Here is a 20,384-nt window from a genome sequence, read left to right as displayed (position 1 = left end):
GAGCACCGAAAGCGCTCCCTGCCGGGAACCACCGTGCGAAGGGAAGGTAGAGCCATCAGCACCGTGATCGGGTGCGTCGCGCTGTCGCACTCGCCGTTCTGGAACATCGCCCCGGCCCCGACCCGCGACGACCCCGGCGGCCGGTTCGCCGACGCCGTCGCCCGGCTCCAGGAGGCGATCGCCGCCCTCGCGCCGGACGCGGTCGTCGTGTTCGGCCCCGACCACGCCCGCAACCTGTTCTACGACTGCATGCCGCCCTTCTGCATCGGCGTCGAGCGCGTCACGGGCACCGGCGACTACGGCACCCCCCGCGGCGACCTGCCCGTGGCGCGACGGCTCGCGCGCGACGTCTTCGACGGGGTGACGGCGCGCGGGTTCGACCCGGCGATCTCGCTGGACCTCGGCGTCGACCACGGCATCACGCAGGTCTACGCGAAGCTGCTCCCGGGGCTCGACGTGCCGCTGGTGCCCGTCGTCGTCAACTCGGGGTGCCCGCCCCTGCCGGGCTTCGCCCGGTGCGCCGACCTCGGCCGCGCGGTCGGCGCCGCGATCACGGCGTCCGTGGGATCGGAGCGGGTGCTCGTCGTCGGGTCCGGGGGGATGTCGCACTGGCCCGCGTCCATCTCGGCGGAGGACCCCGCGGTCACCACCGACTGGCGCGACTTCCTGATCCACGGCCGGTCCCGGGTCACCCAGCTCGAACCCGTCCGCCGGCGCCGGGCCGAGGAGCTCGCCGCGAACGCCGCGACCGGCCGCGTGAACCCGGTCTGGGACCGGGACGTGTTGCGCCGCGTCGCCGTCGACCCGGACGAGCTGGCCCGGCTCCGCGACGCCGACGTGGAGTGCGCCGCCGGTCCCGGGGCCCTGGAGCTGCGGACCTGGGCCGCGGCCGCGGCGGCCTGGGCGGGCCCGCTGGCCTGGACGCACTACGAGCCCGTCGGAGCGTGGATCACCGGCATGGGCATCGCCTCGAGCATCACCCCCGCCGGGTCGGACGACCCGGCACGGAAGGAGTCCGCATGAGCGTCCGCACCGGCGCCCAGTACCTCGAACGCCTGCAGAAGACCCCGCGCGAGGTGTGGCTGCGCGGCGAGCGCGTCGACGACGTGACCGCGCACCCGGCCTTCGCCCGGCCGACCGCCCGGATCGCCGCCCTGTACGACATGCAGCACGACCCCGCCCATCGTAACGTCCTCACCCGGCCGGGCCCGAACGGGCCGGTCGGCACCGCGTTCGTCGCCCCGGCGTCCTATGCGGACCTGGTCGCGCGGCGCGAGGCCTACCGGCTGTGGTCCGAGGCGACGCTGGGACTGATGGGCCGCTCGCCCGACTTCCTCAACACCACCCTGCTGGCCTTTGCCGAGGAACCCGGCGTCTTCGCCCGGCTCGGCTCGCGCTACGCCGACAACGTGGTGCGCTACTACGAGTACGTCCGGGACAACGACCTGTTCCTCACCCACGCGCTGATCACGCCGCAGACCGACCGTTCGAAGGGCTCGACCGCGCAGGCCGATCCGTTCCTGCACATGGGCGTCGTGGCCGAGACGGCAGACGGGCTGGTCGTCCGCGGCGCCCGGATGCTGGCGACCCTCGCCCCGATGGCCGACGAGCTCATCATCTACAACCTGCCGGGACTGCGCCCGGGCGACGAGAAGCACGCCGCGGTGTTCGCCGTCCCCATCGAGACGCCGGGCCTGCGGCTGATCTCCCGCGAGCCGTTCGACGACGGCACCCGCAACCGGTTCGACCACCCCCTGTCGTCGCACTTCGAGGAGGCCGACTGCCTCGTCGTGTTCGACGACGTGCTCGTCCCGTGGGACCGGGTCTTCCTGCACGGCGACGTCGCGCTGGCCAACGCGATGTACGTCGAGACCAACCTGCGCCAGCACACCGCCCACCAGACCGGGGTGCGCGGCCTGGTGAAGATGCAGTTCGTCACCGGGGTCGCGATGAAGCTGGCGCAGACCGTCGGGATCGACGGGTTCCTGCACGTCCAGCAGAAGCTGGGCGAGCTGATCGCGGCCACCGAGACCTGCCGGGCACTGCTGCGCGCCGCCGAGATCGACCACGAGACGTCGGCGTCGGGCCGGTCGGTACGCCCCGGGTTCCTGCCGCTGCAGACGCTGCGGATGCACCTGTCGTCGAGCTATCCGAGGGCCGCCGAGGTGTTGCAGACGCTCGGCGCGGGCGGGCTGCTGATGATGCCGTCGGCCGCGGACTTCGACAGCCCGATCGGCGGCGACATCGCCCGGTACTTCCAGGGCGCCGCCGGACTCGACGCGACCGACCGCGTCCGGCTCTACAAGCTCGCCTGGGACCTCTGCGGCGACGGGTTCGGGCAGCGCGCCGTGCAGTACGAGCGCTACTACGCGGGCGACCCGGTCCGGCTGTACTCGATGAACTACCTGGCCTACGACAAGACGGACGCCTTCGCACTGGTCGACCGCGCCCTCGCGCTCGCGGGCGACCCCGCGCAGGCCGTCGCCGAGGTGCGCCCGTGACCGCGACCGTCGCCCCGCCGGACGCCGTCGCGATGCGGGAGGCGATGGGGCGCTTCGCCACCGGCGTCACCGTCGTCACCACCGTCGACGCCGACGGCCGACCGGCCGGCTGCACGATCAGCGCGTTCTGCTCGCTGTCCCTCGACCCGCCGCTGGTCCTGGTCTGCGTCGGCCGCGGGCGGCGGATGCACGCGCTGCTCGCGGCCGCCCCCGGGTTCGCCGTCAACGTGCTGGCCGCCCACCAGCGCGACGTGGCGACGGCGTTCGCGCGCACCCCGCACGACCGCTTCGCCGGACTCGCCACCCGGCCCGGACGAGCCGGGGCGCGGTTGCTCGACGGCGCGGTCGCGCACATCGAGTGCGACCGGGAGACGGTGCTCGACGGCGGTGACCACGCGATCGTCGTCGGGCTGGTACGCGCCGTCACGACCTTCCCCGGCGAGCCGCTGCTCTACGCGCGCGGCGCCTTCCTCGACCTCCCCGGGCCCGCATGGGACCGCGCGGCGGCAGGCGCGCCGCACGAGTGGCTGCTGTCGGCGCCATGGTGACCGCGGTGGACACGCCCGTGTGGGTCGCGCTCGGCGCGGTCGCGCACACCGTCGACTACGTGCAGGTCGGTCCCTGGCGGACCCGGGTGCTGCAGGCCGGCCCGCGCGACGGCGAGCCACTGGTGCTCATGGCCGGGACGGGCGGGCACCTGGAGGCCTACGCGCACAACGTCCCCGCCCTCGCGACGCGGTACCGGGTCGTCGCCTACGACTACCCCGGCCACGGCTGGACCACCCTCGCGACGGCCGACCTCGAGCTCGACGCGTACGTCGCGCACCTGGCCGGGCTGCTCGACACCCTCGGGATCGAGCGGGCCCACCTCAACGGGGAGTCGCTGGGCGGCTGGGTCGCCGTGAAGTTCGCCGCCGCCCACCCGGCACGCGTCCGGCGCCTGGTGCTCAACACGCCCGGCGGGACGATGGCGCGCGCCGACGTGATGGAGCGGATCCGGACGTTGTCGCAGGCCGCGGTTGACGACCCGACCCCCGCCCGGATCCGGGCCAGACTGGAGTGGCTGATGGCCGACCCCGCGTCGGTGACCGACGAGCTCGTGGCCATCCGGCGGGCGATCTACGCCCGGCCCGGGTTCGCGCGGTCGATGCGCCACATCCTGTGCCTGCAGGACCCCGACGTCCGGCGGCGCAACCTCGTCACCGACGACGAGCTCGCCGCCGTCCCCCACGGCGCGCTGGTGATCTGGACCTCCGACGACCCCTCCGGACCCGCGGGCGCGGGCATGCAGATGGCGGAGAGGATCCCGGGGGGCCGCTTCGAGCTGGTCGAGGGCGCGGGGCACTGGCCGCAATGGGAGCAGCGCACGCGGTTCAACGACCTCGTCCTGGGTTTCCTCGCCGAGGCCGAGCTGCCGGCTCCGCGGACGTGACCTGGCGGAAGCGGAGGGATTCGAACCCCCGAACCCTTGCGGGTCTCTCGCTTTCAAGGCGAGTGCATTCGGCCGCTCTGCCACGCTTCCGCGCGGCAGCTTAGCTGGCCTCCGCGACCTCGTCGGAGCCGCTCAGGCCCTGCAGGACGCGCTCGAGGGCGTCGGCGAAGGAGCGCTGCTCGTCGGCGGACAGGCGCGAGATGACGTGGTCGCGCACGCCGGCGACGTGGGTGGGCGCAGCTCGTTCGAGCAGCTCGCGCCCCTTGGGGAGCATGACCGCGAGGACGCCGCGGCCGTCGGAGTCGCACTCCTGGCGCTCGACGAGCCCGGCCTTCTCCATGCGCGCGACCTGGTGCGAGAGCCGGGACTTGGAGGAGGCGATGAAGTCGGCCAGCGCGCTCATCCGCATCTGGTGATCGGGAGCCTCGGAGAGGACGACGAGGATCGAGTAGTCGCTGTGCGAGATGCCGTGGCCCTCGACGAGCTCGCGGTTGAGCCGGGACTCGAGCAGCGTCGCGGTGAGGATGAAGCTGCGCCAGAACCGCATCTCGTCGTCGTCGAGCCACTGCGGTGTCGCTGCAGCACTCATGTACGCAGCCTACCGGCACGTCGGAGTCGACCGGATGATGCCGCTGTGGTGGGATCACCACGCTGGCGGCACCGGGTCGCGTGGGAGGCAGCTGACATGCGGTTCGACGAGAACGCCGATCTCGACACGTCGAGCGTCGACGACCTGCGCGGGGGCGGCGGCGGAGGTGGCGGCGGGGGCCTCGGCGGCCGCGTCGCCATCGGCGGCGGCGGGCTCGGCATCGTCGGTCTGATCCTCTTCTTCGTGATCTCCGCACTCGGGGGTGGCGGCGGCACCACGGGCGGTGGCGGGTTCGCGCTGCCCGGCAGCGGGCTGACCGGACTGCAGAGCGGCCAGCAGGCCGATGGGACGGCCATCGCGCAGAGCTGCCGCACCGGCGCGGACGCGAACACGAAGCTCGACTGCGAGGTCGTCGCCGTCGTCAACTCGCTCAACGGCTACTGGTCGGATGTCTTCGCCCGGTCGGGGCAGACCTACACGGCGCCCCGGATCACCTTCTTCACCGGCTCGGTCAACACGGACGGCTGCGGCAGCGCGACCTCCGACGTCGGGCCGTTCTACTGCCCGGCCGACCGTGAGGTCTACATCGACCTCTCGTTCTTCGAGGAGCTGGAGACGCGGTTCGGTGCGCAGGGCGGCCCGTTCGCCCGGGCGTACGTGATCGCCCACGAGTACGGCCACCACGTGCAGAACCTGCTCGGCACGAGCAGCAGGGTCCGCGCGGGCGACTCGGGTCCGACCTCGGGCTCGGTCCGGCTGGAGCTGCAGGCCGACTGCTACGCGGGCTCCTGGGGCAGCCACGCGACGCAGGTCCCGACGTCGTCGGGCAGGCCGTTGATCACCGACGTCACGCAGGCCGACGTGAAAGCCGCGCTCGACACCGCCTCCCGCATCGGCGACGACTACATCCAGTCGAACCTCGGCGGGGGCCGCGTGAACTCCAGCCAGTTCACCCACGGCACGTCGGCCCAGCGCGAGAAGTGGTTCTCGACGGGCTACCAGACGGGGAACCCGGCGCAGTGCGACACCTTCGCCCGCGGGGTGAACCTCGGCTGAGTCCGCTGCTCAGCCGGCGCCCAGCAACGCGGCGCAGGCCGGATAGCCCTCGACCTCCAGCGTCCAGTCGGGCCGGACGAACCCCTCCGGCGTCAGGACGACCCGCACCTCCTCGCTGGGCGCCCCGCGCCGGACGACGCTGCGGGTGCCCACCCGTCGATAACCGAGCTTCTCCGACACCCGCAGCGACCTGACGTTGTCGGCGAAGGCTGCGGAGAGGGCGCCCGTCGCGCCGAGGTGGTCGAAGGCGAACACGAGGACGGCGGCACGCATCTCGGTGCCGATCCCCTTGCCCTGCGCCTCTATGCCGATCCACGAGCCGGAGTCGACGCGGCGGTTGACGGCGAACTCGTCGGCCCGCAACGTCTGCACCCCCACGACCCGGCCCTCGAACCGGACGAGGAAGTGCACGGCCCAGCTCTCGGGTGCGAGCACCGACCGCTGCTGCCAGAAGTGCTGCAGCATCCCGCGGCCGAGGTAGCGGGGGTCGGCGTCGGTCCAGGGAACGTGGAAGGGCATCTCCTCGGGCGGGTGCACACCGCGGTAGCCGACGGCGACGAGCTCGTCGAGGCCGGCGTCGTCGTCGGGACGCAGCTCGAGGCGGGGGGTGCGCAGGACGAGATGGCGCAGGGGCCAGGGATCGGGCGGCGCGGGCATGACCGAAGGGTGCCGTACGAGCGCAAGCGCAATAGCGTCTGCGTCATGTACGCGATCACGATGCGCGAGCCGGGTGGACCGGAGCTCATGGAGTGGACCGAGGTCCCCGACCCCCAGGCGGGGCCGGGCGAGGTCGTCGTCGACGTCGTCGCGGCGGGGGTGAACCGGGCCGACGTCATGCAGCGGCAGGGCAACTACCCGCCGCCGCCGGGGGCGTCGGACATCATCGGGCTGGAGTGCTCGGGGCGGATCTCGCAGGTCGGCGAGGGTGTCGTCGGACTCGGGATCGGCGACGAGGTCTGCGCGCTGCTGTCGGGCGGCGGTTACGCGGAAAAGGTCGCGGTGCCCGCGACGCAGGTGCTGCCGCTACCGTCCGGCGTCGACCTGACGACGGCCGCGGGGCTGCCGGAGGTCGCCTGCACGGTGTGGTCCAACGTCGTCGACGCAGCGGGGTTGACCTCGGGCGAGACGTTCCTGGTCCAGGGCGGGAGCAGCGGCATCGGGACGCACGCGATCCAGGTCGCCAAGGCACTGGGCGCCCGGGTGGCCGCGACCGCGGGCGCGCCCGACCGGCTGGAGCGCTGCCGGGAGCTGGGGGCCGACATCGTCATCGACTACCACGACGACGTCGCCGAGGCGCTGCTGGCGGCCACCGACGGGCACGGCGCCGACGTCATCCTCGACAACATGGGGGCGAAGGGCCTCGCGAACAACGTCACGGCGCTCGCGACGGACGGACGGCTGATGGTCATCGGCCTACAGGGCGGGGTGAAGGGCGAGCTCAACCTCGCGGCGCTGCTCACCAAGCGCGCGAGCGTGACCGCGCTGGGACTGCGCGGCCGGCCGCTCGACGGCCCCAAGGGCAAGGCACGCGTCGTCGCGGGGGTGCGTGAACAGGTGTGGCCGATGGTCGCCGACGGCCGGGTCCGGCCCGTCGTGCACGCCACCGTGCCGATGCGCGAGGCCGGTGAGGCGCACCGGACGCTCGAGGCGGGCGGGGTCGTCGGGAAGCTCCTGCTGACCATCTGACCCCGGGTGCGGGACGGCGCCGTCGGGGCGGGCGCGCAATGATGGGCACATGAGCCAGCCGTCTGACGAGCAGAACGACGTCGAGCAGCAGGTCGTGGTGATCGGCCCCGACGGGCGCCCCGTCGGCATGGCCCGCGTCCCGCAGAACGAGGAGGAGACCGAGGAGCAGGGTCCCGCCTCGATGGTCGAGCAGCCCGCGAAGGTCATGCGGATCGGGACCATGATCAAACAGCTGCTCGAGGAGGTGCGGGCCGCTCCCCTCGACGAGGCCTCGCGGGTCCGGCTGAAGGAGATCCACGAGAACTCCATCAAGGAGCTCGAGGAGGGTCTCGCCCCCGAGCTGCGCGAAGAGCTCGCCCGGCTGAGCCTGCCGTTCACCGAGGACACCACGCCGTCCGAGAGCGAGCTGCGCATCGCGCAGGCGCAGCTCGTCGGCTGGCTCGAGGGCCTGTTCCACGGCATCCAGACCGCGTTGTTCGCCCAGCAGATGGCCGCCCGCGCCCAGCTCGAGCAGATGCGCCGCGGGCTGCCGCCGGGTGCGATGCCGCCGCAGGGTCAGCCGGTGCCCGAGGGCATGGGCCGCGGCACCGGTCAGTACCTCTGAACCACCGCTCCGGGTCCGCGACGAACGGTCCCCTCGCCTGCTCAGCTGCAGGTCGGGGCCGTTCGTCGCGGCCCGGATCGACCTCGGCCCACCGCGCGTCGGACGTTCGTCACCCGCAGGTACCCTCGCTGCGTGGCTGTGACCGTGACCGCTGAGGGGGGCCCTGCCGAGCAGGCTCGCCCGCTTCCCGACGTGCCCGGTCCCCGCAGCTGGACCCGCGCCTTCGACGACCTGAGCCAGGGTTGGCGCCAGCGGTCGTTGTGGGGCTACCTCGGCTGGCAGGACATCAAGCAGCGCTACCGGCGCTCGGTGCTGGGGCCGTTGTGGATCAGCATCAGCATGGCCGTCATCGCGACCGCGATGGGCATCCTCTACGGCGCGCTGTTCAACGAGGACATCAAGACCTTCCTGCCCTACGTCGCCACCGGCCTGCTGATCTGGAACTTCATCCAGGGCTGCATCCTCGAGGGCAGCGAGGTCTTCATCGCCAACGAGGGGCTCATCCGCTTCCTGCCTGCGCCGCTGAGCCTGCACGTCTACCGCCTGGTGTGGCGCCAGGTGCTGTTCTTCGCGCACAACGTGATCGTCTGGGTCATCCTGATGATCATCTTCCCGCACCCGTTGGGCTGGATGTCGCTGATGGCGTTGCCCGCCTTCGCGGTGCTCGTGCTCAACGGCGGCTGGATCACGATCCTCTCGGGCATCCTGGCCACCCGGTTCCGCGACATCCCGCCGATCGTCGCGAGCCTCACCCAGCTCGTGTTCTTCATGACGCCGATCGTCTGGTCCTACGACCGGCTGCAGGAGAACCCCGCCGTCGCCGAGCGGGCCCGGATCGCCGAGCTCAACCCGGTGCTGCACTTCATCGAAATCCTGCGGGAGCCGATGCTCGGCGACGCGATCACGTGGCGGCACTGGATCGTCGTCGGTGTCATCACCGTCGTCGGCTGGGCCGTCGCCCTGGTCTGCATGCGCAACTACCGTGCCCGCGTGGCCTACTGGGTGTGACGAGATGACCGACCCGACCATCGACATCCGCGACGCCCGTGTCGACTTCCCCATCTTCGACGCGAAGTCCCGCTCGCTGAAGAAGGCCGTGCTGGGCAAGGCGGGCGGCCGGATCGGCACCGAGAGCAAGGTCCCGATCATCGAGGCGCTGCGCGACATCAACCTGTCGCTGCGCAAGGGCGCCAGGGTCGCGCTCGTCGGGCACAACGGCGCGGGCAAGTCGACGCTGCTGCGGCTGATGTCGGGCATCTACGAGCCGACGCGCGGGCAGGCCGTCGTGCAGGGCAAGGTCGCCCCGGTGTTCGACCTCGCGGTCGGCATGGACCCGGAGATCACCGGCCTCGACAACATCCTCATCCGCGGACTCTTCCTGGGGATGACCAAGAAGCAGATGGAGTCCCGGGTCGACGACATCGCCGCTTTCACCGAGCTCGGCGACTACCTCGACATGCCGCTGCGCACCTACTCGACGGGCATGCGGGTCCGGCTCGCGCTCGGCGTCGTGACCAGCATCGACCCCGAGATCCTGCTGCTCGACGAGGGCATCGGCGCGGTCGACGCGCAGTTCCTGGCCAAGGCCCGTGACCGGCTCAACGAGCTCGTCGAGCGCTCCGGCATCCTCGTCTTCGCCTCGCACTCCGACGAGTTCCTCGCCGACCTGTGCGACACCGCGATCTGGATGGAGCACGGCACCATCCGCGAGCACGGTCCGCTGCGCGAGGTCCTGCACCACTACAAGGGCCACGACGTGCTGGCGGAGCTCGAGCGCCGGTGACCCCCCTCCCCCCGGGGTCCGTGGTCGCGGTCGTCGTCACGCGGCACCGGGCGGCGATGCTCGTCGACTCGCTGGCCGCCATGGCCAAGCAGACGCATCCGATCGCGCACCTCGTCGTCGTCGACAACGGGCCGGACGAGTCGGCACGCGAGGTCGTCGAGGGCTGCGGGTTGCCGGCGACGTGGATCCCGTCGTGGCGCAACCTCGGCGGCGCCGGCGGCTTCGCGCTCGGCATCCTGCACGCGCTCGCCCTCGGCGCCGACTGGGTCTGGCTCGGCGACGACGACGGGCTCGCCGCCGACGAGACCGTCCTCGCGACGCTGCTCGACCTCGCGGACCGTCGCGGGCTGGCGGCGGTGTCGCCGACCGTCGCCGACCGCAACGACCCCGACCGGCTCGCGTTCCCCGTACGTCGCGGCCTGACCTGGCACGCGACGCGGTCGGGGCTGCTGGCCGAGGAGTCGGCCGACGCCGAGCTCCTGCCGGGCATCGCGGCGCTGTTCAACGGCGCGCTGTTCCGGGCGGCCACCCTCGAACGCGTCGGAGTCCCGGACCTGCGGCTGTTCGTCCGCGGCGACGAGGTCGACGTGCACCGCAGGCTGGTGCGGTCCGGGCTGCCCTTCGGGACCGCGCTGCAGGCCGCCTACCTGCACCCGGCGGCCGTCGGCGAGGACAAGCCGATGCTGCGCGGGCGGCTCCACGCCCGCGACCCCGACGACCCGGTCAAGCGCTTCTACACCTACCGCAACCGGGGCTACCTCATCGCGCAGCCGGGGATGCGTCGCGTCGGAGTGCTCGACGTGCCGCGCTACGCCTGGTACTTCCTGGTCACCAAGCGCAGCCCGGCACAGTTCCGGGAGTGGCTGCGGCTGGTGCGTGCGGGCGCGGCGGAGCGGTTCGACCGCCCCTGACCGCCGGTCAGGCTTCCGGGGCAGGATTCTTCGGGGCGGGATTCTTCGGGGCGGCGTTCTTCGGGACGCGGAACACGACGGTCCGCAGCATCACGAAGTTGATCGCCGTGGCGCAGGCCTGGGCGATGACCCAGGCCACCGACGTGCGCAGCGGCATCTGCGGGAGCAGGGCGAGCGCCAGCGCGTTGACACCGACGTTGATGGCGAACGTCGTCGCGTAGAGGGCGACGAAGCCGGCGAACCGGCCCGTGCCACCGCCGGCCTCGGTGAACGTGAAGCGGCGGTTGAGCAGGTACGCCGTCGTCGTGCCGAGGATGAAGCTGATGCCCTTGGCGACGTGCGGGTCCATCCCGACGGCGAGGAGCAGGAGCTGGTAGACGCCGTAGTCGACCGCCGCCGAAGCGACGCCGACGGCGACGAAGCGGGTGAGCTGTCCGACCAGGCTCATCCCGGCACGCTCCTGCGTCGCGGTCACGCGACCAGGCTAGCGACCCCTCGAAGGCGGTCACTGTCCGGTGCCGGCGCCCGTTGCCACCCGCAGTGCGGTGCGTGGGGCGACGGATTCGTCACCCCACGCACCGGATCGGCAGGGTCGATCAGCGCAGCGCCGCGACGGCGGCCGGGCGGAAGCCCTTGACGACCAGGTACACGCCGAGCGAGAACTCCCAGACCGCGATCGGGAGCGCGCTGAACGCCGCGACAGGAGCCATCCGGTCGTACAGGCCGAAGAAGATCGCGACGTCGGACGCCAGCAGGAGCGGCGCCCCGACGAGCCCGATCAGCGGGAGCACGCGCGGCACGAGGCCCGAGCGGTACAGCACGTAACCCAGGCAGAGTGCGTTGACGACCGGCGCGAGGCTCTGCGAGAGCAGGAACGCCCAGTCGTACCCGGCGACCAGTGCGTGGGCGGTCGTGACCAGCGCGGCGGGGTCCGCACCGGCGGTGCCTGCCATTTCCTCGCGCAGCGTGAGGATCGACAGCACGTTCACGACGCCGACCAGGATCAGCGCCGCCTCCAGCACGCGGGAGGTCACGAAGCCCAGCGCGGCCGTCTCGCTCTGCCGCCTCGCGACGGGGTAGAGCACCACGGCGGTGCCGATGCCGGCGAGGGCAACGACGACCTCGGACAGCGCGCCCCAGAGCAGCCCGCTGGTACTGCCCGCGCCCAGGACCAGGTCGGCATGCTCGCGGACGGGACCGTAGAGGGCGAGCGTCGGCATCGAGACGAAGGTGAGCAGGTAGAGCGCACCCGCGGCGAACGCCCTGCGGCGCATCGGGTCGGTCGTCGGCGGCGCCGTCGCGACGGTGGTCGTCATGTCGGTCTCCTCATCCAGCGTTCAGTGGCCGGGATCGAGTCGGGTCACCGAGACCAGGGCCAGGCCCAGGTCGTGGACGCGGCGCAGCAGCCCGTGCAGTGCCGCCTGGTCGACGAGCGGTCCGCGCAGCGTCGTCGTGCCGTCGCCGTCGGTCGTGACCGTCATCCCGTCGAACCAGCCGGCCCAGCGCTCGTCGAGGCGCCCGTCGAGCCGGACCTCGTAGCAGCACGGATACGTCGTCATCCGGGTCTCCCGCCCGTGTCGGCCGGGACCGTTCCCGACCGTGCGCAGGACCGTAGGAGCCGGAATGGTGAGTCCGGCTCACCACACGTTGTGAGCCGGTTGGTGAGTTCGGCGCGCGGGTTGTGCGGTCGCCGGGCCGACTGCTGGGCGCGCGCTGTCCGCAGGATCCGCGCGATGCCGGGAAAGACGCGCGGCGCCGCGGCCGTCAGCGCTCGCCCGCGCGCCCCAGCAGGCCGAGCTCGTCGCCGCGGCGGACCGCCGCGCGGCGGTTGTTCACGCCGAGCTTGGCGTAGATGTTCTTCGTGTGGGTCCGGACGGTGTTGACGGACACGAACAGCCGGCGCGCGATGTCCGGGCCGTCCAGGTCGGTGTCCAGCAGCCTCAAGACGTCCAGCTCGCGGGCGCTGAGCGCGTCGACCGGGCCGCCCGGGACGTCGGCCGTGGGCCGCCGGACCTGGGCGGCGAGCACGCCGCCCGGGGTCGCGACCGTCGCCAGCAGGGCGGCGAGCGACCGGCGCTCGTCGAGGAACACCTGCACGTAGCCCGCCGGCTCGCCGAGGTCGACGGCGCGGCGCAAGGCGGCGGCCGCGGCCCCGCTGTCGCCGCGCGACTGCTCGGCGACGGCCCGCACGACCAGCAGCTCGATCAGGCTGCCGGTCCGCCCGCCCGCCTCCGCCGCGGCCGTCAGCCGGTCGAGCAGCGACACGGCGTCGAGAAGGGCCTGCTGCTCGCCGGTGGCGGCGTGCCGGGCGGCCAGTGCGCGGGCCAGGCACAGGTGCGCGAACTCGTGGAGGTAGTCGAGCTCGTCGGCGGGCGACAGCCCGCGCTCGCGCGCCCAGCCGAGGGCCTCGCCCCACCGGCCCTGCCGGGCGAGCAGCCGGGCGCGGAGCGCGGCGACCGGCCGCACCTCGGGGAAGTAGTCGGCGACGTAGCGGCGCTCGGCCTCCGCGAGCAGGGCGAGCGCTCCGTCGACGTCGCCGTCGGCCTCGTGCACCCGGGCCAGCTCGACGCACCGGCGGTACGGGAACTGCGGCAGCCCGCCGGCCTCCCCCAGCTCGTCCGCGGCCGCGAGATGCCGCCGCGCGGCCGCGGCGTCGCCGCGTTCCAGCAGCACGCCGGCCATGCCGACGTGCAGGTCCGCCGCTCCCCGCAGCGGTGTCCCGGTTCCCGGATCGACGATCCGCAGGGCCCGGTCGTACGCGGCCATCGCCTGGCCCGGGCGGCCCTGCGCCGAGCGGATGTCGGCCGTTGCGAGAGCTGCACCCGTCACGTCGGACCTGAATCCCGCGCTCTCCAGCGCGGCGGCCGCCTCGGTCCACCAGCGCAGTCCCGCGTCGAGATCGCCGGTGGTCCAGTGGGCCAGGCCGAGCAGGCCGGCGACCGCGCCGCGCCCCTGGTGGTCCTCGGGACGCAGGAGGTCGAGAGCGGTCCGGGCGTGGGCGATCGCGCCCGGCACGTCGCCGGACAGCAGCAAGCGCCCGGTGCGGTAGACGGCGATCGCGGCGGGCAGCCTGCGGAAGGCCTCCTCGTCGACGACGACCGTCCCCGGAGCCGGGGCGTCGTCCGCGGTGAGCAGGCGCTCCACGTCGCGCAGCCGCTCGTCGACCTCTGCGGCGTCCCCGCTGACCATGAGCGCGGCCACGTACCCGACGGAGAGCACCGGCCGGGCGCGGACGACCTCGTCGGGCAGCGCCTCGAGCCAGCGCCGCATCGTCGCCTCCTGCCGGTGCTGCTGCAGGGCGGGCAGGGCCGGTTCGATCAGGTCGGCGGCGCGGTCGTGGTCCCCCGCGGCGAGGGCGTGCGCGACCGCCTCGGCCAGGTCGCCCTCGCGCTCGTGCCAGGCGCAGGCCCGCGGGTGCAGGTCGGCGACGGCGCCGGGCTGCTCGTCGAGCAGATGGACCTGCAGGACGTCGGCGAACAGGTGGTGGTACCGGTACCAGCGACGACGGGTGTCGAGCGGGACGACGAAGAGGTTGCCGCGGTCGAGCGCGTCGAGCACGGCGGCGCCGTCGTCGCGGCCGGTGACGGCGTCGCACAGCGGGCCGGTCAACCTGCCCAGCACCGACGTCTGCAACAGGAACGAGCGGACGGGCTCCGGCTGGCGCTGCAGGACCTCCTCGACGAGGTAGTCGACGATGTAGCGGTCGTCCCCGGCGAAGTTCGCGATGAAGCCGGCGACGTCGTCGCGGTCCTGCATCGACAACGCCGCGAGCTGCAGGGCGGCGATCCAGCCCTCCGTCCTGGCCTCGAGTGCCGCGACGTCGTCGCCGGTGAGGTCGAGGCCCATGACCTCGCCGAGGTAGGTCGCCGCCTCCTCGTCGGTGAACCGGAGGTCCGCGGCGCGCAGCTCGACGAGCTCCCCGCGCCCGCGCATCCGCGCCAGCGGGAGGACGGGGTCGGTCCGCGTCGCGATGACGAGCCTGACCTGTGCGGGCAGGTGCTCGACCAGGAGCTGCACGCCGTCACGGACCTCGGACGAGTCGACGACGTGGTAGTCGTCGAGCACCAGGACGAGCTCGCCGGGGAGCGCCGCGAGCTCGTTGACCAGCCGCGTCGGCACGGCGTCGACGGACGACCCGACGTCGGCCCCGATGGCGTCCGACACGGTCCGCAGCGCCGCGAGGACGTATGTCCAGAACACGGCCGGGTCGTTGTCCCCCTCGTCGAGCGAGAGCCATGCGACCGCGCCCGCCCCGGCGCTGCCGGAGTCGAGCCACTCGGTCAGGACGGTCGTCTTGCCGAACCCGGCAGGCGCCGAGACCAGCGTCAACGCGGCGCCGTCGGCGCGGCTCAGCCGCTCACTGAGCCGCGGCCGCGGCACCAGGGCGCGGCGTCGCTTGGGGACGTGGAGCTTGGTCGCGAGCAGCGGCTGCACCACGAGCACCTCCGTCGCGACGCCGGGACCGCCTCGCACGCATGGTCTCAACCCGGCCGGACGGTGTCGACGACCCGGCGTGCCGGCGGCGTCGGGCGATCCGGTGCGGCGGGCGACGGCGTCGTCGGCCATCGCATCAGACCCGTACCGAGGAACTCACTTGCCATGGCAGTGGAGTTTGCGCTACAAAGTTGCCACTGGTTCAAACTGGTTTGGGGGAACGCGCCATGGCAGAGCGCGGCACGACCGGGCGCGAGCAGGGCACGGACGGGGACGTGACCCCCTCCGCCGCCGACGCGCTGGCGATCATCCAGCAGGCGCAGTCGCACGCGGCGTCGCGGCTCACACCCAGCATCGGCGTCTTCTACACGATCTGGGGCGTCGTCTGGGTGGTGATCGGCCTCGTGTGGTTCCTGGCCGGGATCGACGTCGTGAGCCCCGCCGCCTCCGGCTGGGGAACGGGCGTGGCGGTCGTGGCCGCTTCCGTCCTGAGCGCGGTCATCGGCATCCGGACCGGGCGCGGGATCAGCGGACCGTCGACCCGGCAGGGCCTCTGGTACGGCCTGAGCTGGCCGATCTCGATGGTGCTGCTCGGCGTGCTCGTCGGCGCCCTCGGCTCGACGGGCGTCCCCGGCGACACGATGGCCGTCGTCGGCCCCGCGCTTTACGTGTTCCTGGCCGGTGCGCTCTACATGCTGTCGGGCGCGATCTGGACGAGCCGGGTCGACTACGTGCTCGGCATCTGGATCATGGTCGTCGCGGTGGTGTCGATGCTCGTCGGGCTGCCGGCGAGCCCGCTGGTCATCGGGCTCGGCGGCGGCGGGGCGCTGCTGTTCGCCGGGGTCCGGGCGCTGGCCCGCCGGAGTGCCCGGTGACCGCGATGCCCGAGCTCGACCCGGTGATCCACGCGCAGGCACGGCTGCGGGTGACGGCGAGCCTCGCCTCCCTGTGCGCCGGCGACAAGATCACGTTCCCCCGGTTGCAGGAGCTGCTCGACATGACCGCGGGCAACCTCTCGACGCACCTGCGCAAGCTCGAGGACGCGGGCTACGTCGAGATCACCAAGGCCCATCAGCGGCGCACGCCCGTGACGTACGTGGAGCTCACGCACCGGGGCAGGCGCGCCTTCGAGGACTACACCGCGGCGCTGCGCGCGCTGCTCGACCCCGCCACCGCGGCCGCCGTCGCGCCGCGCGAGGCCGACGACCCGGACAGGAGCACGGCGCCATGACCACCGACACCGCGCAGCGGACCCCCTCCGACGTGGGCGAGCAGTTGGTCCGCCCCGTCGCCACGGCCCGCGGCGTCATCCGCCGCTTCGGTTCGACGGTGGCGTTGAACGGCGTCGACCTCGACGTCGTGCGGGGCACGATCACCGGCCTGCTCGGTCCCAACGGCGCGGGCAAGTCGACGCTGCTGAGCCTGCTCACCGGGCTGCGCAGGCCCGACTCCGGCCACGTCGAGCTCTTCGGCGGCGACCCGACCGACCCCGGCCGCCGGCAGCGCCTCGGCGTCACCCCGCAGGAGACCGGGCTGCCGGCCACATTGCGGGTGGGCGAGGTGCTGTCCTTCGTCTCGCGGCACTACCCGCAGCCGCTGCCCGCCGGTGAGGTGCTGGAGCGGTTCGGGCTCACGGGGCTGGAGCGACGCCAGTGCGGCGGGTTGTCGGGCGGGCAGAAGCGCCGGCTCGCGGTGGCACTGGCGTTCGCGGGCGACCCGGCGCTCGTCGTGCTCGACGAGCCGACCACGGGGCTCGACGCCGAGGCCCGCCGCGCGCTGTGGGACGGCGTGCGCGCCTACCACGACGGCGGCGGCACCGTGCTGCTGACCAGCCACTACCTCGACGAGATCGAGGAGCTCGCGCAGCGGGTCGTCGTCATCGGGGCGGGCCAGGTGCTCGCCGAGGGCGACACGGCGTCGGTGCGGCGACTCGTCGGGCTCTCGCTCGTCGAGCTGCGGTCGGACGCGCTGCCGCCGCTGCCGGGCGTCGTCCGCGACGACGTCGACGGCGACCGGCACCGCCTGCACACCGCCGACGCCGATCTGCTCGTGCGCGACCTCGTGCGCAGCGGGGCAGCGTTCCGCGACCTGCAGGTCCGCACGGCATCCCTGGAAGAGGCGTTCCTGACGCTCACGGAGGCGGCGGCATGACGACCCTCGCACTGACCCGGACGCACTTCCGCTACCTGCTCCTGGAGAACCTCCGGGTGCCGATCGCCGTGGGCTCGGCGGCGATCTTCCCGGCGCTCTCGCTGCTGTTCTTCGTCGTCCCGTTCGGCTACGGCGACGACAGCGTGGCCGCCACGTCGGCGGTCGTGCAGCTCGCGGTGTTCGGCGTGCTGTCGAGCTTCCTGTTCACCTTCGGCGTCGGGGTCGCCGACGACCGCGAGCACGCCTGGGACCCCTACGTCCGGACGCTGCCCGCGGCCGCGACGCCGCGGATCGCCGGCAGGCTGCTCACCGGCTTCGTGTTCGCGCTCATCGCGATCGTGCCGGTGACGGTCGTCGGCGCGGCCCTGACCTCGGCGACGACGACCCCCCTGCGCTTTCTCGCCGGGCTGGTCGCGATGCTGGTCGCGGGCCTGCCGTTCCTGCTGGGCGGGCTGACCGTCGGCTACTCGCTGCCGGTGAAGGCGGCGCTGCCCGTCACGCAGCTGATCTTCTTCCCGCTGGCGTTCGGCGGCGGGCTGTTCCTGCCGCCGCAGCTGTTCCCGGCCTGGCTGCAGACGGTCTCGCAGCTGCTGCCCTCGCGCGGGGCCCGCGACATCGTCGTCTGGGCGGTGCAGGGCATAGCGCCGAGCGTGCTGACCGTCGTCGCGTTCGCCGGTTGGGTCGTCGTCACGGCCGCGCTGGCGGGCTGGGCCTACCGTCGCGACGAGGGCAGGCGCTTCCGCTGATCCCCCAGCCCACTCACGGGAACCCGGTCAGAACCAGTGCCCCGCGAGGCGGTACCGGCGTCGGACGGTCACCGACCCCATCGTCGTGCGGCCGTAGATCCGGAAGTGGGTCGCGCCGGGCCGCGGCGTCGCGGGCACCTTCGACTTGACGCTCCCCATCCCGGAGACGAGGCCGTCGACGTCGGCGGTCGCGTTGTCCGGCAGCAGGACCCGGGCCGATCCGGCACCCAGCTCGAACTCGATCTCGACGACGGGGTGCCGGATCTCGGCCTCGCAGAAGTCGAGAACGACCGAGCCCATCCCGCTCTGCACCCGCAGCCGCGCCGGGACCTGCCAGGATCCGCTGCGCCGCAACGACCCCATCCCCGTCCGCAGGACGACGGGCGGGCCCGCGGGCGTCGAGGGCGGTGGGGCGGGGACGGTGACGTCGAGCGGGTCGCCCGGGAGGTCGGCCAGCGGCGGGACGAGCTCGGAGCCGTAGCGGGCCGCGTAGACGACCGCCAGCCGCTCCTCCAGCTCGGCGACGGTGATGCGGCCCTCGGTGAGCGCGGTGTGCAGCCGCTGGGCAGCACGCTCGCGGTCGGCGTCGGAGATGCGAATCCCCGGCGGCTCACCGGGCGACGACGGCTGCAGGCTCACCACAGCAAGCCTAGTCGCGACTGCGCCGCACGTCAGAGGCGGAACACCCAGGCGTCGTCGACAGGGGTCCCGGTGACGCCCGTCGCGGCGGCCGTCCATGCCAGCACCGCCGGGGTGTCGCGGTCGGGCTCCGGGACGACGACCACGACGGTCACGCCCGCCGCGCGCAACGACTCGGCCGCGGCGCTCGCCGGGACCGAGACCGGCCGGTGCGCCGCGATGTCGTCGACCCCGCGCTGGTAGGGCGTGACGGGTGCCTCGATGAGCACGTCGTTCGCCGCGTCGGAGCCGATGAAGTAGCCCCCGACGATCTTGTAGCCCATGTCGGCCTGCGCCTGCCAGCGCATCGGCCGGGCCCCGCCGTCCCACACGCTGGTCACCGCCGGCACGGTCTCGACGACGTCGCCCGGCCGCAGGTGCTGCGCCGCATGGGCGAAGAACGTCGGGGTCGCCGCCTCGCGGGCCGCGTACGCCCCCGCGGGCAGCAGGGTGAGCAGGGCGAACGCCGTCGCCAGGGACGCGGCACCGACCCCGGCGAGACGGCGGATCGAGGTGAGCCGGTCGAGCCAGATGCCGACGACCATCGCGACGCACATGAGCGTGACCGCCTGCAGCCGGACCGGTTCCGCCTCGCCGAGCAGCGGCACCGGCGACAGCACCGTCCACGGCAGCAGGAAGCCCGTCTCGTGGTCGGCGACCACCAGCGACGGCCCCAACGAGAGCACCAGCGACACGAGCCCGACGGTCGCCGCGATCCGCAACGGCGTCGACCGCACGACGACGACCAGGACCGCCACCAGCACGATCATCGCCGGCCCGAGGTAGCCGCCCTGCTCGCCGACGTTGGCGCGCATGGTGTTCGCGATACCGTGGGGGACCAGGCGCAGGGCGGTGAGCGGCGTCGGCACGACGACGTTGGCGAGGTCGGTGACGCCGTAGAGCCGATCGCGGATCGTCGAGCGCGGCCGTTGCGGGCCGGCGAGGATCAGCCACAGCGGGTACGCGCACACCACCGCGTACACGCCGACGCACGCCGCGCCCGCCCGGACCAGCCCGGGGAGTGCCGGCCGCACCCGCGCCGGGAACCGGATCGCCAGCACGACCGCCGTGACGACGAGCATCAGCACCCCGAGCGCGAGCGTCTGCGTGTAGAGCAGGGTCTGCGCGGCGAGCACCAGCCCGACCAGGGCGCCCGTGCGGTAGGGACGACGCGGGCCGCGGACGAACAACACGTGCACGAGGCGGAGCAGGACCGGCGGGAACACCGACCACACCAGGTTCAGGTGCCCGGCCGACGCGTGCGCCACCAGGAACGGCCCGAACGCGTACATGGCCCCGGCCACCGCCCGCGCGGGCCACCGGCGCACCCACGGGCCCAGGGCCCAGGCGAGCGCCACCCCGGACACGACGGGGCCGAGGATCATGCCGGCGTTGTACGACGCGACCGGCCCCGCCGTGAGCGTGACCGGCGCGAGGAGCACGCCGAGCAGCGGGACCGTCGTGTTCCACATGCCGTTGACGCCGAGCGGGTAGTGCATCCAGTTGGTGACCAGCGGGTTCTGGCCGTGCAGGACCGCCCACGGGGTCCAGGTGAGCCACCACGCGAAGAGGTCGGGGTCGCCGGTGACGTCGCCGATCGTCGACGTCGTGAAGGCGCCGAGGACGCGGTGCTGCAGACCGAGCGAGACCGCGAGGTAGGCCAGCCCGACCAGCAGCAGCGGCGGCAGGCGCACCCTGGCGACCTGCCGCGGACGGTCCGCGACCGGCGCGGCGGCCGTCGACACGTCGAGCACGCCGACCACCCTGACACACGGCGCGGGTGGCCCCGGCAGTCCCGGGCTCCCCAGGGTGC

General features: G+C 73.3%; 22 protein-coding genes and 1 tRNA gene. 14 read left to right on the top strand and 9 right to left on the bottom strand.

Annotation, left to right across the window (positions count from 1 at the left end; all coding sequences use genetic code 11):
• The 4 genes from PSD17_RS06285 to PSD17_RS06270 all read left to right on the top strand — a co-directional run.
• Window positions 1-1,023, top strand: a 1,023-nt coding sequence (locus PSD17_RS06285) for a hypothetical protein (protein ID WP_339122111.1), incomplete at its 5' end; no start/stop codon positions are given.
• Window positions 1,020-2,501, top strand: coding sequence for a 4-hydroxyphenylacetate 3-monooxygenase, oxygenase component (hpaB, locus tag PSD17_RS06280; protein WP_339122109.1), 1,482 nt, complete (start codon window positions 1,020-1,022; stop codon window positions 2,499-2,501). The genes PSD17_RS06285 and hpaB, both read left to right, overlap by 4 nt.
• Window positions 2,498-3,049: a flavin reductase family protein gene (locus PSD17_RS06275; protein WP_199796473.1), complete on the top strand. Its 552-nt coding sequence runs from the start codon at window positions 2,498-2,500 to the stop codon at window positions 3,047-3,049. The genes hpaB and PSD17_RS06275 overlap by 4 nt, the downstream gene beginning before the upstream one ends.
• Before the next feature lie 5 nt (window positions 3,050-3,054).
• On the top strand, window positions 3,055-3,933 hold the full coding sequence (locus tag PSD17_RS06270; protein WP_339122107.1) for an alpha/beta fold hydrolase: 879 nt from the start codon (window positions 3,055-3,057) through the stop codon (window positions 3,931-3,933).
• Between the two features lie 2 nt (window positions 3,934-3,935).
• Here the strand turns inward: PSD17_RS06270 and PSD17_RS06265 are convergent.
• Both PSD17_RS06265 and PSD17_RS06260 read right to left on the bottom strand, forming a co-directional pair.
• Window positions 3,936-4,023 (bottom strand) — tRNA-Ser (locus PSD17_RS06265).
• A gap of 10 nt (window positions 4,024-4,033) precedes the next feature.
• Window positions 4,034-4,522 (bottom strand): MarR family winged helix-turn-helix transcriptional regulator, encoded by a 489-nt coding sequence (locus PSD17_RS06260; RefSeq protein WP_013672429.1) that lies wholly within the window; start codon window positions 4,520-4,522, stop codon window positions 4,034-4,036.
• Between the two features lie 96 nt (window positions 4,523-4,618).
• On the opposite strand from PSD17_RS06260, the gene ypfJ reads away from it, so the two are divergent.
• Window positions 4,619-5,578 (top strand): KPN_02809 family neutral zinc metallopeptidase, encoded by a 960-nt coding sequence (gene ypfJ / locus PSD17_RS06255; protein ID WP_013672428.1) that lies wholly within the window; start codon window positions 4,619-4,621, stop codon window positions 5,576-5,578.
• 9 nt (window positions 5,579-5,587) lie between these two features.
• Here ypfJ and PSD17_RS06250 read toward each other — a convergent pair whose 3' ends face one another.
• Window positions 5,588-6,235: a GNAT family N-acetyltransferase gene (locus PSD17_RS06250; RefSeq protein WP_339122105.1), complete on the bottom strand. Its 648-nt coding sequence runs from the start codon at window positions 6,233-6,235 to the stop codon at window positions 5,588-5,590.
• Between the two features lie 45 nt (window positions 6,236-6,280).
• Here PSD17_RS06250 and PSD17_RS06245 point away from each other — a divergent pair, with 45 nt between their 5' ends.
• The 5 genes from PSD17_RS06245 to glfT1 all read left to right on the top strand — a co-directional run bounded on the left by PSD17_RS06245 (window position 6,281) and on the right by glfT1 (window position 10,562).
• A complete protein-coding gene (locus PSD17_RS06245) occupies window positions 6,281-7,264 on the top strand; it encodes an NAD(P)H-quinone oxidoreductase (protein WP_339122103.1) in 984 nt (327 codons plus the stop codon).
• Between the two features lie 49 nt (window positions 7,265-7,313).
• The gene (locus PSD17_RS06240; RefSeq protein WP_013672425.1) at window positions 7,314-7,868 is read left to right on the top strand and encodes a bacterial proteasome activator family protein; all 555 of its coding nucleotides are present in this window, start codon (window positions 7,314-7,316) and stop codon (window positions 7,866-7,868) included.
• Between the two features lie 132 nt (window positions 7,869-8,000).
• On the top strand, window positions 8,001-8,876 hold the full coding sequence (gene wzm / locus PSD17_RS06235) for a galactan export ABC transporter permease subunit Wzm/RfbD (RefSeq protein ID WP_103381989.1): 876 nt from the start codon (window positions 8,001-8,003) through the stop codon (window positions 8,874-8,876).
• Window positions 8,877-8,880: 4 nt separating this feature from the next.
• Window positions 8,881-9,651 carry a galactan export ABC transporter ATP-binding subunit Wzt/RfbE gene (gene wzt, locus PSD17_RS06230; protein WP_013672423.1) on the top strand — a complete coding sequence of 257 codons (771 nt, stop codon included), beginning with the start codon at window positions 8,881-8,883 and terminating at the stop codon, window positions 9,649-9,651.
• Window positions 9,648-10,562 carry a galactofuranosyltransferase GlfT1 gene (glfT1, locus tag PSD17_RS06225; protein ID WP_013672422.1) on the top strand — a complete coding sequence of 305 codons (915 nt, stop codon included), beginning with the start codon at window positions 9,648-9,650 and terminating at the stop codon, window positions 10,560-10,562. The genes wzt and glfT1 overlap by 4 nt, the downstream gene beginning before the upstream one ends.
• 7 nt (window positions 10,563-10,569) lie before the next feature.
• Here the strand turns inward: glfT1 and PSD17_RS06220 are convergent, their stop codons facing one another.
• From PSD17_RS06220 to PSD17_RS06205, 4 genes are all read right to left on the bottom strand, one after another.
• Window positions 10,570-11,010 (bottom strand): GtrA family protein, encoded by a 441-nt coding sequence (locus PSD17_RS06220; protein WP_013672421.1) that lies wholly within the window; start codon window positions 11,008-11,010, stop codon window positions 10,570-10,572.
• 148 nt (window positions 11,011-11,158) lie between these two features.
• Complete coding sequence (locus PSD17_RS06215; protein ID WP_339122100.1) at window positions 11,159-11,878, bottom strand: DUF4386 domain-containing protein; 720 nt, start codon at window positions 11,876-11,878, stop codon at window positions 11,159-11,161.
• A 21-nt stretch (window positions 11,879-11,899) separates the two neighbouring features.
• Entirely contained in the window at window positions 11,900-12,121 is a 222-nt protein-coding gene (locus tag PSD17_RS06210) for a hypothetical protein (protein ID WP_013672419.1), read from the bottom strand.
• 205 nt (window positions 12,122-12,326) lie between these two features.
• On the bottom strand, window positions 12,327-15,035 hold the full coding sequence (locus tag PSD17_RS06205) for a LuxR C-terminal-related transcriptional regulator (RefSeq protein WP_339122098.1): 2,709 nt from the start codon (window positions 15,033-15,035) through the stop codon (window positions 12,327-12,329).
• Window positions 15,036-15,223: 188 nt separating this feature from the next.
• On the opposite strand from PSD17_RS06205, the gene PSD17_RS06200 reads away from it, so the two are divergent.
• From PSD17_RS06200 to PSD17_RS06185, 4 genes are read left to right on the top strand one after another with little or no spacing between them, the layout of a single operon-like run.
• Window positions 15,224-15,871 (top strand): hypothetical protein, encoded by a 648-nt coding sequence (locus PSD17_RS06200; RefSeq protein WP_013672417.1) that lies wholly within the window; start codon window positions 15,224-15,226, stop codon window positions 15,869-15,871.
• 5 nt (window positions 15,872-15,876) lie between these two features.
• Entirely contained in the window at window positions 15,877-16,227 is a 351-nt protein-coding gene (locus tag PSD17_RS06195; RefSeq protein ID WP_049803582.1) for a transcriptional regulator, read from the top strand.
• Entirely contained in the window at window positions 16,224-17,147 is a 924-nt protein-coding gene (locus tag PSD17_RS06190) for an ABC transporter ATP-binding protein (protein WP_339122096.1), read from the top strand. The genes PSD17_RS06195 and PSD17_RS06190 overlap by 4 nt, the downstream gene beginning before the upstream one ends.
• Window positions 17,144-17,893, top strand: coding sequence for an ABC transporter permease (locus PSD17_RS06185; RefSeq protein ID WP_103381993.1), 750 nt, complete (start codon window positions 17,144-17,146; stop codon window positions 17,891-17,893). Before PSD17_RS06190 ends, PSD17_RS06185 begins: the two co-directional genes overlap by 4 nt.
• A gap of 27 nt (window positions 17,894-17,920) precedes the next feature.
• Here PSD17_RS06185 and PSD17_RS06180 read toward each other — a convergent pair whose 3' ends face one another.
• Window positions 17,921-18,532 carry a DUF1707 SHOCT-like domain-containing protein gene (locus PSD17_RS06180; protein ID WP_013672413.1) on the bottom strand — a complete coding sequence of 204 codons (612 nt, stop codon included), beginning with the start codon at window positions 18,530-18,532 and terminating at the stop codon, window positions 17,921-17,923.
• 32 nt (window positions 18,533-18,564) lie between these two features.
• A complete protein-coding gene (locus tag PSD17_RS06175; protein ID WP_339122095.1) occupies window positions 18,565-20,325 on the bottom strand; it encodes a hypothetical protein in 1,761 nt (586 codons plus the stop codon).
• Window positions 20,326-20,384 lie beyond the last annotated feature (59 nt).

Origin of the sequence: Pseudonocardia sp. D17 (assembly GCF_036984265.1) — a bacterium.
Classification (GTDB): domain Bacteria; phylum Actinomycetota; class Actinomycetes; order Mycobacteriales; family Pseudonocardiaceae; genus Pseudonocardia; species Pseudonocardia benzenivorans.
The sequence above is the reverse complement of the archived record's forward strand: the minus strand, read 5'-3'. Positions and strand labels throughout refer to the sequence as shown.

Bases quoted from the DNA above. Each gene is read 5' to 3' on its own strand.
- hpaB (WP_339122109.1), top strand. From the start codon at position 1,020: ATGAGCGTCCGCACCGGCGCCCAGTACCTCGAACGCCTGCAGAAGACC.
- PSD17_RS06260 (WP_013672429.1), bottom strand. From the start codon at position 4,522: ATGAGTGCTGCAGCGACACCGCAGTGGCTCGACGACGACGAGATGCGG.
- ypfJ (WP_013672428.1), top strand. From the start codon at position 4,619: ATGCGGTTCGACGAGAACGCCGATCTCGACACGTCGAGCGTCGACGAC.
- PSD17_RS06250 (WP_339122105.1), bottom strand. From the start codon at position 6,235: ATGCCCGCGCCGCCCGATCCCTGGCCCCTGCGCCATCTCGTCCTGCGC.
- PSD17_RS06245 (WP_339122103.1), top strand. From the start codon at position 6,281: ATGTACGCGATCACGATGCGCGAGCCGGGTGGACCGGAGCTCATGGAG.
- PSD17_RS06240 (WP_013672425.1), top strand. From the start codon at position 7,314: ATGAGCCAGCCGTCTGACGAGCAGAACGACGTCGAGCAGCAGGTCGTG.
- wzt (WP_013672423.1), top strand. From the start codon at position 8,881: ATGACCGACCCGACCATCGACATCCGCGACGCCCGTGTCGACTTCCCC.
- PSD17_RS06220 (WP_013672421.1), bottom strand. From the start codon at position 11,010: ATGAGCCTGGTCGGACAGCTCACCCGCTTCGTCGCCGTCGGCGTCGCT.
- PSD17_RS06215 (WP_339122100.1), bottom strand. From the start codon at position 11,878: ATGACGACCACCGTCGCGACGGCGCCGCCGACGACCGACCCGATGCGC.
- PSD17_RS06210 (WP_013672419.1), bottom strand. From the start codon at position 12,121: ATGACGACGTATCCGTGCTGCTACGAGGTCCGGCTCGACGGGCGCCTC.
- PSD17_RS06200 (WP_013672417.1), top strand. From the start codon at position 15,224: ATGGCAGAGCGCGGCACGACCGGGCGCGAGCAGGGCACGGACGGGGAC.
- PSD17_RS06195 (WP_049803582.1), top strand. From the start codon at position 15,877: ATGCCCGAGCTCGACCCGGTGATCCACGCGCAGGCACGGCTGCGGGTG.
- PSD17_RS06190 (WP_339122096.1), top strand. From the start codon at position 16,224: ATGACCACCGACACCGCGCAGCGGACCCCCTCCGACGTGGGCGAGCAG.
- PSD17_RS06185 (WP_103381993.1), top strand. From the start codon at position 17,144: ATGACGACCCTCGCACTGACCCGGACGCACTTCCGCTACCTGCTCCTG.